Raw genomic sequence first — 12161 nt, 5'->3', positions numbered from 1 at the left:
GCGCTAAAGGGCGCGTCTGAGTCTTGAAAGTATAGTGACATGTCCCTGACCCTCGCCATCGTGGGGCGCCCGAATGTGGGCAAATCCACACTGTTCAATCGCCTTGTGGGCAAACGTCTGGCTCTGGTCGACGACCAACCCGGCGTAACGCGCGACCTGCGCGAGGGCGAAGCGCGGTTGGGTGATCTGCGATTTACCGTGATTGACACGGCGGGCCTTGAGGATGCAACCGACGACAGCTTGCAGGGACGGATGCGCCGTCTGACCGAGCGCGCCGTTGATATGGCTGACGTGTGCCTGTTCATGATCGATGCTCGCACCGGGTTGACGCCAACGGATGAGATGTTCGCCGATATCCTGCGCAAGCGTTCGAAACACGTGATCCTTGCCGCCAACAAGGCCGAGGGTACTGCAGCCGATGCCGGTGTGCTTGAGGCGTACAACCTTGGCCTCGGTGAACCTATCCGCATGTCCGGTGAACATGGCGAGGGGATGACCGACCTTTATTTCGTGTTGATGCCGATTGCCGATGCGATGGCTGAAAGGGCTGCTGAGGACGCACCCGAAACAGATATCGAACTGGAAGAGGATGACGAAGGTGAAGTGCCGGCCATCACTGCGGCCAAGCCGCTACAGGTGGCAGTGGTCGGACGACCCAATGCAGGTAAATCCACGCTGATCAACAAGATCATGGGAGAGGATCGTTTGCTGACTGGTCCCGAGGCCGGGATTACGCGCGACGCGATCAGCCTGCGGATCGAGTGGGGCGGTACTCCGATGCGCATCTTCGACACTGCCGGTATGCGCAAAAAAGCAAAGGTGCAGGAGAAGCTTGAGAAGCTCTCGGTCTCGGACGGTTTGCGTGCTGTCAAATTCGCCGAAGTTGTGGTGGTCCTGCTGGATGCGGCGATCCCGTTTGAACAGCAGGACCTGCGTATTGCCGATCTGGCTGAACGCGAAGGCCGCGCTGTGGTGGTTGCCGTCAACAAGTGGGATGTCGAGGATAGCAAGCAGGAAAAACTACGCGACCTGAAACAGTCCTTCGAACGCCTGTTGCCGCAATTGCGCGGCGCGCCGCTGATTACGGTTTCGGCCAAAACGGGCAGGGGGCTGGATCGGCTGCATGCGGCGATCCTGCGTGCGCATGACGTCTGGAACCGCCGCGTGCCAACCGCCGCCCTGAACCGCTGGCTGACTGGCATGCTGGAACAGCATCCGCCCCCGGCGCCGCAGGGTAAGCGGATCAAGCTGCGTTACATGACCCAGGCCAAGACGCGTCCACCGGGATTTGTGGTGATGTGTTCACACCCTGACAAGATGCCCGACAGCTATTCCCGCTATCTGGTTAACGGCCTGCGCGAGGATTTTGATATGCCCGGCACGCCGATCCGTCTGACCCTGCGCGGTCAGGGGGACAAGAACCCCTACAAGGGACGGCGCAAGAAAAATGCCGGTGCTCTGGCCAAGCATCTGAAGGGCAGGGCATAACTGCGCCAATTTTCAGCGTTTTTGTGCATGGGGCGTGACACGCCCCGCGCATGGCGTTAGCATTCACGTGCGTGCATTTGTTTTCGCACGCTGCTTGCGTGCGCGTGATACGTAACTAGTTTTGAAACGAATTTGAACCGGGCCATCGTGGGGAACAGGCTGGATGGATCTGAGGGATTACACAAGAAAATACGCGGTACAGGACAACAGGCTTGCCGCACTCAGTTACTTTGGGACTTTCGCGGTATATTTCGCGTCACTTGCGTTTGCGATCGCCTATGTCGATACGTGGTATATCATGATCCCGGCCGGTGTTGTTTTTGCCTTCGCCGCCGTGCGCCTCTACGTCCTGCAACACGACTGCGGCCATCATTCACTGTTCGAGACGCGGCAGCAGAATGAATGGGCTGGGCACGGCCTGTCGCCTTTTACCTTTGCGCCGTTCGAAGTGATGAAGCAGAACCACAATCTTCATCACGCTGGCATTGGCAACCTTGAGCACCGTGAAACCGGTGAAATCCACACCATGACCCTGCGCGAATGGAACGAGGCGGGCTGGAGGACGCGTCTGTTCTATCGCCTGTATCGCAACCCATTCATTCTGGTGCCGGTTGGCGCGATCTTTACCTACTTCATTCGATACCGCTGGCCGAAAAACACCATGCGGTTCGGGATGAAAGGCGTGCTGCTGCACAACCTGTCCATTGTCGTGTTTCTGGGGCTGCTCTGGCTGATCGCCGGAACCACGGGCATTCTGGTCTGGCTGGTGTTTTCGTTGCTGGGCGGAATGCTGGGCGTCTTTCTTGTGTATCTCCAGCACAACTTCGAGGACACCTATTGGGATCGTCGACCTGAACTTGATCCCAAGGTGGCGGCACTGCAGGGCTCGTCAGCGCTTGATTTCGGCTGGTGGTTCGACACGGCGGTTGCTTGCATCACCCTACACGACATTCACCACTTCAATGCGCGGATACCATCCTATCGGTTGCGCGCCTGTCACTATAATCTGCCGCCGGAATACACGCCACGCCGGATCAAATTCCCCGAGGCGGTGGCGGCGCTTAATCTGAAACTGTGGGACGAGGATGCCAAACGTCTGGTGCCTTTCCCGAAGGCCGGTCAGAACGCAAGGCTGGCGCCAAGTGGCTGAAACCACGCAATTGAACGCCGGGCGAGTGCCGCTTGCAAGTTTGTATATGCCGTGTATATACGAATGTGCAGGGGAGTAATGGAAAGGACCTGAAATGACACCAGTTACCAACGTGCGGGGCGTGGGAGAGACACTTGGCAACGCTCTGGCAGCCAACGGCATCAAATCCGCAGAGGACATGGCAAAGGCCTCGGTCGAACAACTGGTGAAAGTTCCCCGTATTGGTGCTGCCCGCGCGGCGCGTCTGATTGCCGCTGCCAAAGAAGCTGTCGCAGCAAAACCTGCAACAGCACCCGCGCGTCGGGCACCTGCGCGCAAAACAACGACCCGCAAGCCTGCTGCGCGCAAACCTGCAACGCGCAGGACCACGGCCAAGACCACCGCTGCGAAAAAGGCCGAAGCTGAGCGCAAGGCAGCAGAAGAACGTGCGGCCGCCGAAGCACGTGCTGCCGCCGAAGCACGTGCTGCTGCCGAACTGGCAGAGGCCAAGGCCAAGAAAAAAGCCAAGGCCAAAGCCAAAGCGGAAAAAGCTGCCCGAAAAAAGCTTGAGATGGAAGCCGCGTTCAAAAAAGCCAAGGAAAAGGTCAAGGAAAAGTCCAAAAAGGACAAGAAATCCAAAAAGTCCAAGAAGGACGCAAAGAAAAAAGACGACAAGAAAAAAGACGACAAAAAAAAGAGCAAGAAAAAAGCGAAGAAGTAATCCTTCTCCGCTTATTCAATCGCAAAAAGCCGGCGCTGCCTCAGGCACGCCGGCACTTTTTTGTGTCAGGCCAGTGTGCCGTCCAGTTGCAGCACCCGCTTGCCGCCCAGATAGGGCACCAGAACTTCGGGCAGGGTAACGGTGCCGTCCGCATTTTGGCCGTTTTCCAAAACCGCGATCAGGCAGCGCCCGACTGCCAGACCCGAACCGTTCAGCGTGTGCACATGTTCCGGCTTGCCGCCGCCTTCGGGGCGGAAACGGGCGTTCATGCGGCGGGCTTGAAACCCTCCGCAAGTCGAAACCGAGCTAATCTCGCGATAGGTGTTCTGGCCAGGCAACCATGCCTCGATGTCATAGGTCCGACGCGCGCCGAAGCCCATGTCACCCGTACACAGGATCACGGTGCGATAGGGGATGCCCAGCTTTTCCAGAATCCCCTCGGCACAGCGCAGCATCCGCTTCTGTTCGTCGTCTGAATTGTCCGGATGGGTGACCGACACCATTTCTACCTTTTCAAACTGGTGCTGGCGCAGCATGCCCCGCGTATCCTTGCCAGCCGACCCGGCCTCGGACCGGAAGCAAAGCGAATGAGATGTGTAGCGGCGCGGCAGGTCGCTTTCGTCCATGAGCGTATCATTGGCGATATTGGTCAGCGAGACTTCGGATGTCGGAATCAGCCACCACCCTTCGCGGGTTTGATAGCTGTCTTCGCCGAATTTTGGCAGTTGCCCAGTGCCCTGCATCATTTCGGACAGAACCAGAACGGGGCCATTCATCTCGGTCAGCCCATTCTCGTTGATGTGTGTGTCCAGCATGAACTGGGCGAGAGCCCGGTGAATGCGTGCCACTCCACCGGACATCAGCACAAAGCGCGACCCGGACAACTTGGCCGCCGTTTCGAAATCCATGCCGCTTTGAACGCTTTCGATCTCAAAATGCTCTTTGGCGGCAAAATCGAATTCAGGCGGAGTGCCCCAGCGGCTGATTTCGACATTGTCGTTCTCATCCGCACCTTCCGGCACATCATCTGCGGGCAGGTTGGCAATGCGGGACAGCTGATCGCTCAGCAATGCGTCCAGATCCTTGGCTTCGGTCTGCATCCGCGCCACTTCGGCCTTCTTTTCGGCCACCAGCGCGCGCAGACGCTCGAATTCGGCTTCGTCGCCACGGCCCTTGGCTGCGCCAACTTCTTTGCTGGCCTTGTTCTGTTCAGCCTGCGCAGTTTCCGCCGCCAGGATCTTTGCCCGGCGGCTTTCATCCAACCTCAGCAGGTCTGACGACACCGGCGCGTCCCCGCGGCGCGCAAGGGCGGCGTCGAAGGCGGCAGGGTTTTCGCGAATGGCGCGGATGTCGTGCATGGGTCAAATCCTTGAACGGTGAATCACTACAGCCGCTTATGCACCATCTGACAGGCAGGGTGTAGCACTGCCTTTGCGGTTGTGAGACGCCAGCGTGATATTTTTCAACTAGGTGCTGGCGTCCTTTGAGGTGTCGTGCGCCAAATGGCCATCCCATTCTTCTTCGGGGATTTTCGGCTCGGGGGGATCGGCCATGTACGAGGGTGTCATAATCTGCACCTTGTTCTCGTTGAAAACGGCCACGATGTTGCGATGTAGGTCGGATTTGATGCGCGGGATGAACGCGCCACGGGTGGTATAGGCGTTGATCTGATAATTGATCGCGTAGTCGGCCAGAGCAGTCCACAGGACAAAAGGTTCGGGTTTGGCCTTCAGACCTTTGGTCCGGCGCGCGGCTTCGATAAGCATCGCATCAACCTTGGCGGGTGGTTCTTCGTAGCCAATGCCGACAGTTGTGTGCAGCAACAGCCCGCTGCCGTCCGTCTTTTTCGAATAGTTCACGACGTCCGAATTCATCAATTGCGCATTGGGAATAGAGATCAATTCATTCTTGATGGATTTCAGATGCGTCTCCATCAGCTTGATCTGAACCACATCGCCGATATGTTCACCGATCTGAATTCGATCTCCGATCGAGGTGGACCGGCGATAGATGACGAAAAGCCCGGCAAGCATGTTGCTGACAACGGAATTCGCACCCAGTGACAGCATCGCGCCCACAAGGATTGTTAGCCCCTGAAAGGCCGCTGAATCCGAGCCGGGAATATACGGAACAGCGAAGACCAGCGCGATCAAAATCACCACGACACGGGCGATGTTAAATGTCGGGTTGACCCAGTGCCGTTCAAAGTCGCCCAGTTCAAAGGTTCCCGCCTCGACCGCGTCGAAAAAGACCCGCAATCCCCGGATCACGTACTGAGTGACCAGCGCGATCAGGGCCAGCATGATCAGGTTCGGGATGTAACTGATGATGCCCCTGAAAATCAGCAGAACCGGTTCGGTCACATAGGTCAGCAGAAGCTGTGCAAAATACCGGGTTTCAGCAAAGGCCAGCAGCACGAAGGACAGGTAGTAGTAGAAGCCTATGAAAAACAGAACCAGCAGAACGAAGTTCAGACCGTATCGGATCAGGGCGGAAATGGCTTCGGCCTGAACCTGTTTGTTGGTCGCGGTTTCAACATCTTTCAGATGGCGTTTGACGAATGCAATCGTGCGGCGGCGTATCCTGCGGTGGAGCCACAGAATAACAAAGATCAGAACCGCGAAACCCAGCGTCCACAACCCCGCTTCGATTGCACCGGATACACGCGCCTGTTCGGTTCTGTTGGCGCGGTAGGAAATGATCGCCTCGCGGATCGCCTGTCCCTGCAGGGTGGAAAGAACGGGAACGTCCATCTGATCCAGTTCGCCATCCGCCTCGGTCACGATCGTGATCAACTCACCATCGGCGAATATCTGGATGCCAAGATCGGTTTCCTCGAAGGTGATTTCGACGTTGGAAGCCTCTGATGACTCTGCGACCTCGATGATCTTGTTCTGGACGCGTTCGACCCGCTCTGATGCGGGCAGAGCGCTGGAGCCGCGGATGTCGAACAATTCTTCGCCGTCGACGATCACCGGCGCGTGAAAGACCTCTTCTTCCGATTCCTCGGTCAGTTCGATAGGTCGTTCGACTTCCTGAGCGGGTACAGCAGTTGCCAAAACAATCAGGCAAACCGCCATGGCCAGCGAGGCCATCAGAAACTGTATTGATTTTGCCATCTTTTCCCCTCTGACCAGACTATATCGGGGCGAGGCGAACTGCATAGGACATATCTGCAACGATCATTTATTGATTCAACACGCAGGCGGGGCGCCACAACCTGCTTTTTGGCTGGCCCGGCCACGCCATTGCTTGCAAACCCCCATTTCAGGGCATAGGTTCCCGCCAAATTTGCGGGGAAGACTTCCCCAAAGCACAGAATAAAGGAATATCCCATGGATGGTGGCGCAATCGCCCAGTTTCTCCCGCTGATCCTGATCTTTGCGATCATGTACTTCCTGTTGATCCGCCCTCAGCAGAAGAAAATGAAAGAGCATCAGGCCATGGTCGAGGCCGTTCGTCGTGGTGATCAGGTCGTGACCCAGGGCGGTCTGATCGGCAAGGTTTCGAAGGTCAAGGAAGGCGACAGCGAGGTCGAGGTCGAGATTGCCGACGGCGTCAAGGTGCGCGTGGTAAAAGCGACAATCGCACAGGTTCTGAACAAGACCGAACCGGCGAAATAACTTCGTTCCGCAATCCCTTGAAAAGGCAGGGTAATGCTGCAAATTGATACCTGGAAGCGGGTTCTGATCTGGCTGGTCTGTGTGGTCGGCCTGCTCATGGCCCTGCCGAATGCGTTCTATACGCGCGTTGAACAGTCAAACGACGCCAAAGCCGCCATCGAACTTGGCGTTGACACACCCGAGATGCAGGCCGTGGCGGCTCAATGGCCGAACTGGATGCCGTCGTCTCTGGTCAATCTTGGCCTCGATCTGCGCGGTGGTGCGCACTTGCTGGCCGAGGTTCAGGTGGGCGACGTCTACGAATCCCGGATGGAGGCGATGTGGCCTGAAATTCGGGACGCTCTGCGTGATGAACGCGCGACCATCGGCACAATTCGCAAGCAGCCTTCAGCCCCGGACGAGATTCGCATTCGGATCAGTCAGCCCGAAGGCATGAGCCGCGCGCTGGAAGTGGTGCGTGGTCTGGCGCGGCCGATTCAGTCGCTCTCCGGCGTTGGTGCGTCGGACATCGACGTAAGTGCCGAGGGCGATACCATCGTTGTCCGGCTGTCCGAAGCGGAAAAGCTGGCGTCAGACGACCGTACCGTGCGGCAGGCGCTTGAAATCATCCGTCGCCGGATTGACGAGGTTGGCACGCGCGAACCAACGATTCAGCGTCAGGGCGCGGATCGTATTCTCATTCAGGTGCCGGGTATCGGTAGTGCGTCGGAACTTAAGGATATCATCGGTACGACGGCGCAGCTGACGTTCAATCCGGTAGCCGGGCGAGGCACGAACGCAGACGCTACTCCGGGCATCGGTGAAAAAATCATTCCTTCGTTGGACGAAGACGGTGTCTATTACACAGTTGAAGCGGCCCCGGTAGTAACCGGTGAAGAATTGGTGGATGCGCAACCTTCATTCGATCAGAACGGCCGTCCGGCCGTCAGTTTCCGCTTCAACACCTCTGGTGCGCGTAAGTTCGGTGACTATACCCGTGACAACATCGGCGCGCCTTTTGCCATCGTTCTGGACGATGAGGTCATCTCGGCCCCCGTTATTCAATCCCACATCCCGGGTGGTTCCGGCATAATCACTGGTCGTTTCACCGTAGAGGAAAGTACCAATCTGGCGGTTCTGCTGCGCGCCGGTGCGCTGCCTGCGGGTCTGGAATTCCTCGAAGAACGGACCATCGGCCCGGAACTGGGGCAGGACAGCATCGACGCAGGCAAAGTGGCGACCATCGTGGCCTTTGTCGCAGTGCTGACTTTCATGGCGCTCAGCTATGGCCTGTTCGGCATCTTTGCCAATGTCGCGCTGATCATCAATGTCGGCCTGATCTTTGGCCTGCTTTCACTGATCGGAGCAACGCTGACTCTGCCGGGCATTGCCGGGATCGTGCTGACGGTCGGTATGGCGGTGGACGCGAATGTACTTGTCTTTGAACGAATTCGCGAAGAACTCAAAACCGCCAAAGGCCCATCGCGGGCTATCGATTTGGGTTATGAAAAAGCGCTGTCGGCCATTCTGGATGCCAACATCACGACCTTCATTACTGCCGTGATCCTGTTTGCAATGGGTAGTGGCCCTGTCCGCGGCTTTGCTATCACTCTGGGACTGGGCATCCTGACATCCGTGTTCACCGCCATCTTCGTGACGCGTTTGATGATTGTGATGTGGTTCGAACGCCGCCGTCCCAAAATGATCGAGGTTTGATATGAGACTGAGACTTGTTCCCAAGGATACCTCGTTCGATTTCTTCAGCCGCTGGAAAGTCTGGCTGGGCATATCGGCCTTGCTGATGGTGGTGGGCTTTGCCTCGTTCCTGATTCAGGGTCTGAATTTCGGTATCGACTTCCGCGGTGGCACCACGATCCGCACACAAAGCGCGCAGGAAATCGATGTGGGCGCCTATCGCGATGCAATAGCACCACTGGAATTGGGCGATGTGACCATCACCGAGATTTTCGACCCGACTTTCGGGCCGGACGAAAACGTGGCGATGATCCGCATTCAGGCCCAGGCGGATGCCGAATCCGTCTCGGCCCAGACCGTTACGGCCGTGGAACAGGCGCTGACAGCGGCAGCACCGGATATTCAGTTCGTGTCGGTTGAATCCGTAGGTCCGAAAGTCTCGGGTGAACTGATCCAGACTGCCGTCATCGCGGTGGCTCTCGCGATTGGTGCGGTTCTGGTCTATATCTGGCTGCGCTTTGAATGGCAGTTTGCGCTGGGCGCGGTGGCCGCGCTGGTACATGACGTGGTCCTGACCATCGGCATCTTTTCGGAACTGCAGATTCGCTTTGATCTGGCGATCATCGCAGCGCTGCTGACCATCGTCGGCTATTCGCTGAACGATACCGTGGTTGTTTTCGACCGGGTGCGAGAGAACCTGCGGAAATACAAGAAGAAGGACCTGAAAGAGGTTCTGAACATCTCGATCAACGAAACCCTAAGCCGGACGGTGATGACCTCGGTCACGACCCTGCTGGCCCTCATCTCGCTTTATGTGTTGGGTGGGGACGTGATCCGGGGTTTCGTCTTTGCGATGATCTGGGGTGTGATTGTGGGGACCTATTCCTCGGTCTTCGTTGCCTCGACCATCCTGCTGTGGCTGGGGGTCAAACGCGACTGGTCCAAGCCGTCCAACACGGCAGGCAACCAGTATGCCAATATCGATGCCTGACGGCCTGATCCTTGCCCTGGCCACGCCCGGGCTAGGCTGGATGCTGTTCACGATCGGAGCCGCGGGCCTTGTCCGCGGCTTCACTGGTTTTGGAACGGCGATGATCTTTGTGCCGGTCGGCACACAATTCCTGCCCGCCGCCGAGGTTGTTTTTCTCATGGCGTCAACGGGTATTATTTCAACGCTGGCCCTCGCTCCACAGGCTTGGCGGGAATGCGACAAAAGCGAAGTCAGTACACTGGCGCTTGCCGCTGCGATCACCGTGCCGCTGGGGCTGTGGATCATGGTGCAGCTCGACGCGCTGGTTGTCCGCTGGATCGCCAGCGCAGTAATCGGGGCTACTCTGCTGGCTGTTGTAACGGGTTGGCGCTGGCATGGACGGCCGGGCTTGCCCGGTCGCCTTGCCATCGGGGGCGGCGCCGGAACTATTGGCGGGATGACTGGCCTGACAGGGCCGGTTGTGATCGTCTTTTACCTCGCCAATGCGCGGGATGTGCGCAAGGTCCGGGCTAATACGATCATCTTCCTTGCCATGCTGGACATCGTGATCGTCGCCAACATTCTCATCGGCGGCCTTGCCAGCCCGGCCATGTTGTGGACTGCAGCACTGCTGACCATTCCGTACCTCGTTACGACGTTGATCGGGAAAGCGTTGTTTGATCCCTCGCTGGAAAAGGTATATCGCATGGCATCATACACTGTCATTCTGCTGGCCGTGATCTCGGGCCTGCCTCTCCTTGACTGAGGAAGAACCACGATGCGCCTCAACGAAGTTACATATTCGGACGCCAAACCAATTGACGGCTACGGACCCGGCTTTTTTCGCATCGGTGGTCAGGTACATCAAGGCGCGGTTATCACCGGTCCGACCGGAACAACGGCATGGGGCGGCTACGCCGATGACAGACAACTGCTGGATCTTGCGGGGCAGGTGGATGTGTTGTTTGTGGGCACCGGCGCTGAGATGGCACACATTCCCGCCACCCTCCGGACAGCTCTCGAGGACGCAGGGCTGGGCGTCGAAATCATGAATTCCCCCGCTGCCTGCCGTACCTATAACGTGCTTCTGGCCGAAGGCCGCCGCGTCGCGCTAGCCCTGATACCTGTTTAGGTCATCCCTTTCATCTGGCCGGAAATACTCCGGGGAGCGCGAGGGGCTGGCCCCTCGCACGCTTCCAAATGCACGACACCAGGGCCATGCGGCAATTCCCGCCTTTTGCCCCTGACGGCAATGGGATAAGCGGGACCCATGACACTGACCGTAACCAACCTGTCGATCACCCGCGGTGGCATTCCGGTGCTTGAAGGGCTGCATTTTACGCTTTTGGCGGGAAAGGCACTGATTCTTAGGGGGCCGAATGGCATAGGTAAAACAACGTTGCTGCGCACGCTGGCCGGTCTGCAACCCCCGCTTTCCGGTCAAATCGAAGGCGCGGAGGACCGCATCGCCTACGCCGCCCATTCGGACGGGCTGAAACCGACGCTGACTGTTACCGAGAACCTCGCGTTCTGGGCCTCGGTCTTCGGTGCGGGCGATATTCAGCCTGCTTTGGATGCCTTTGAACTGAACGATCTTGCGGACAGGCACGCGGGCAACCTCTCGGCCGGGCAAAAGCGGCGTCTGGGGTTGGCGCGGATGCTGGTCACTGGCCGCCCCATCTGGATGCTGGATGAACCCACCGTGTCGCTGGATCGCAACGCGGTTGCCATGTTTGCGAATGCCGTGCGCCGGCATCTGGAGCAGGGCGGTTCAGCCCTGATTGCGACCCACATCGATCTGGGACTGGATGGTGAGGTGTTGGACGTAGGGCCCAACAAGGCCAAACCCAAACCCATCGACGATTTCGACGGAGGTTTCCTGTGATCGCCCTGTTGTTGCGCGACCTGAAACTGTCCTTCCGTGCAGGCGGTGGCTTTGGACTTGGTCTGGCCTTTTTTCTGATCGTGACCGTTCTGGTGCCATTTTCTGTCGGTCCGCAATCGTCGCTTCTTTCCACTATCGCGCCGGGTGTGTTGTGGCTGGGCGCGCTTCTGGCCTGCCTTTTGTCCCTCGACCGCCTGCTGGCGCTGGATTGGGAGGATGGATCGCTTGATCTGCTGGCCACCGCGCCGCTGCCGTTGGAATCGGTTGTGACGATCAAGGCGTTTGCGCACTGGATCACAACCGGTCTGCCTCTGGTTCTGGCTGCGCCGGTGCTGGGCGTTCTGCTAAATCTGCCTACACCGGGTTTCTTTTGGCTTGTCGTTTCACTGGTGGTCGGCACCCCCGCGCTCAGTGTCATTGGCACTTTCGGGGCGGCGCTGACAGTTGGTCTGAAACGCGGCGGTCTGCTGCTGTCGTTGCTGGTGCTACCCCTGTATGTTCCAACGCTGATCTTTGGTGCCGAAGTCGCCCGGCGTGGCGCCACGGGGATGGAGACCGGTACACCGCTGCTGATGCTGGCCGGCATTACCGCCGCGACCATCGCCTTGCTTCCCTTCGCCAGCGCAGCCGTTCTGCGCATCAATCTTCGGTGACGTTTGCCAACGTTGACC

12 protein-coding genes are annotated in these 12161 nt (G+C 58.0%); 10 read left to right on the top strand and 2 right to left on the bottom strand.

Annotated features, from left to right (window positions below; all coding sequences use genetic code 11):
* Positions 1-39: 39 nt before the first annotated feature.
* From der to ACR0NA_RS02015, 3 genes are all read left to right on the top strand, one after another.
* A complete protein-coding gene (gene der, locus ACR0NA_RS02025; RefSeq protein ID WP_480725686.1) occupies positions 40-1488 on the top strand; it encodes a ribosome biogenesis GTPase Der in 1449 nt (482 codons plus the stop codon).
* Between the two features lie 163 nt (positions 1489-1651).
* Positions 1652-2638, top strand: coding sequence for a fatty acid desaturase (locus tag ACR0NA_RS02020; protein ID WP_480725684.1), 987 nt, complete (start codon positions 1652-1654; stop codon positions 2636-2638).
* A 94-nt stretch (positions 2639-2732) separates the two neighbouring features.
* Positions 2733-3338, top strand: coding sequence for a helix-hairpin-helix domain-containing protein (locus tag ACR0NA_RS02015; RefSeq protein WP_480725682.1), 606 nt, complete (start codon positions 2733-2735; stop codon positions 3336-3338).
* Positions 3339-3403: 65 nt separating this feature from the next.
* Here ACR0NA_RS02015 and serS read toward each other — a convergent pair whose 3' ends face one another.
* Positions 3404-4696: a serine--tRNA ligase gene (serS, locus tag ACR0NA_RS02010; protein WP_480449935.1), complete on the bottom strand. Its 1293-nt coding sequence runs from the start codon at positions 4694-4696 to the stop codon at positions 3404-3406.
* A gap of 108 nt (positions 4697-4804) precedes the next feature.
* Positions 4805-6457: a mechanosensitive ion channel family protein gene (locus ACR0NA_RS02005; protein WP_480725680.1), complete on the bottom strand. Its 1653-nt coding sequence runs from the start codon at positions 6455-6457 to the stop codon at positions 4805-4807.
* Between the two features lie 216 nt (positions 6458-6673).
* On the opposite strand from ACR0NA_RS02005, the gene yajC reads away from it, so the two are divergent.
* From yajC to ccmB, 7 genes are all read left to right on the top strand, one after another.
* Positions 6674-6961, top strand: a complete 288-nt coding sequence (gene yajC, locus ACR0NA_RS02000) for a preprotein translocase subunit YajC (protein ID WP_480725678.1) — start codon at positions 6674-6676, stop codon at positions 6959-6961.
* 33 nt (positions 6962-6994) lie between these two features.
* Complete coding sequence (gene secD / locus ACR0NA_RS01995) at positions 6995-8656, top strand: protein translocase subunit SecD (RefSeq protein ID WP_170651822.1); 1662 nt, start codon at positions 6995-6997, stop codon at positions 8654-8656.
* Between the two features lies 1 nt (position 8657).
* Complete coding sequence (gene secF / locus ACR0NA_RS01990) at positions 8658-9626, top strand: protein translocase subunit SecF (RefSeq protein ID WP_480725675.1); 969 nt, start codon at positions 8658-8660, stop codon at positions 9624-9626.
* Complete coding sequence (locus ACR0NA_RS01985; protein WP_170651827.1) at positions 9619-10371, top strand: sulfite exporter TauE/SafE family protein; 753 nt, start codon at positions 9619-9621, stop codon at positions 10369-10371. Before secF ends, ACR0NA_RS01985 begins: the two co-directional genes overlap by 8 nt.
* 12 nt (positions 10372-10383) lie before the next feature.
* On the top strand, positions 10384-10737 hold the full coding sequence (locus ACR0NA_RS01980; protein ID WP_480725672.1) for an Mth938-like domain-containing protein: 354 nt from the start codon (positions 10384-10386) through the stop codon (positions 10735-10737).
* Between the two features lie 138 nt (positions 10738-10875).
* Positions 10876-11490: a heme ABC exporter ATP-binding protein CcmA gene (ccmA, locus tag ACR0NA_RS01975; protein WP_170651831.1), complete on the top strand. Its 615-nt coding sequence runs from the start codon at positions 10876-10878 to the stop codon at positions 11488-11490.
* Positions 11487-12143 carry a heme exporter protein CcmB gene (gene ccmB, locus ACR0NA_RS01970; protein WP_480725670.1) on the top strand — a complete coding sequence of 219 codons (657 nt, stop codon included), beginning with the start codon at positions 11487-11489 and terminating at the stop codon, positions 12141-12143. Before ccmA ends, ccmB begins: the two co-directional genes overlap by 4 nt.
* Positions 12144-12161: the final 18 nt, after the last annotated feature.

The sequence above is a fragment of the Ruegeria sp. C11 genome, assembly GCF_056537725.1.
Note: the sequence above shows the minus strand (reverse complement) of the source record. Positions and strands in the feature narration are given on the sequence as shown.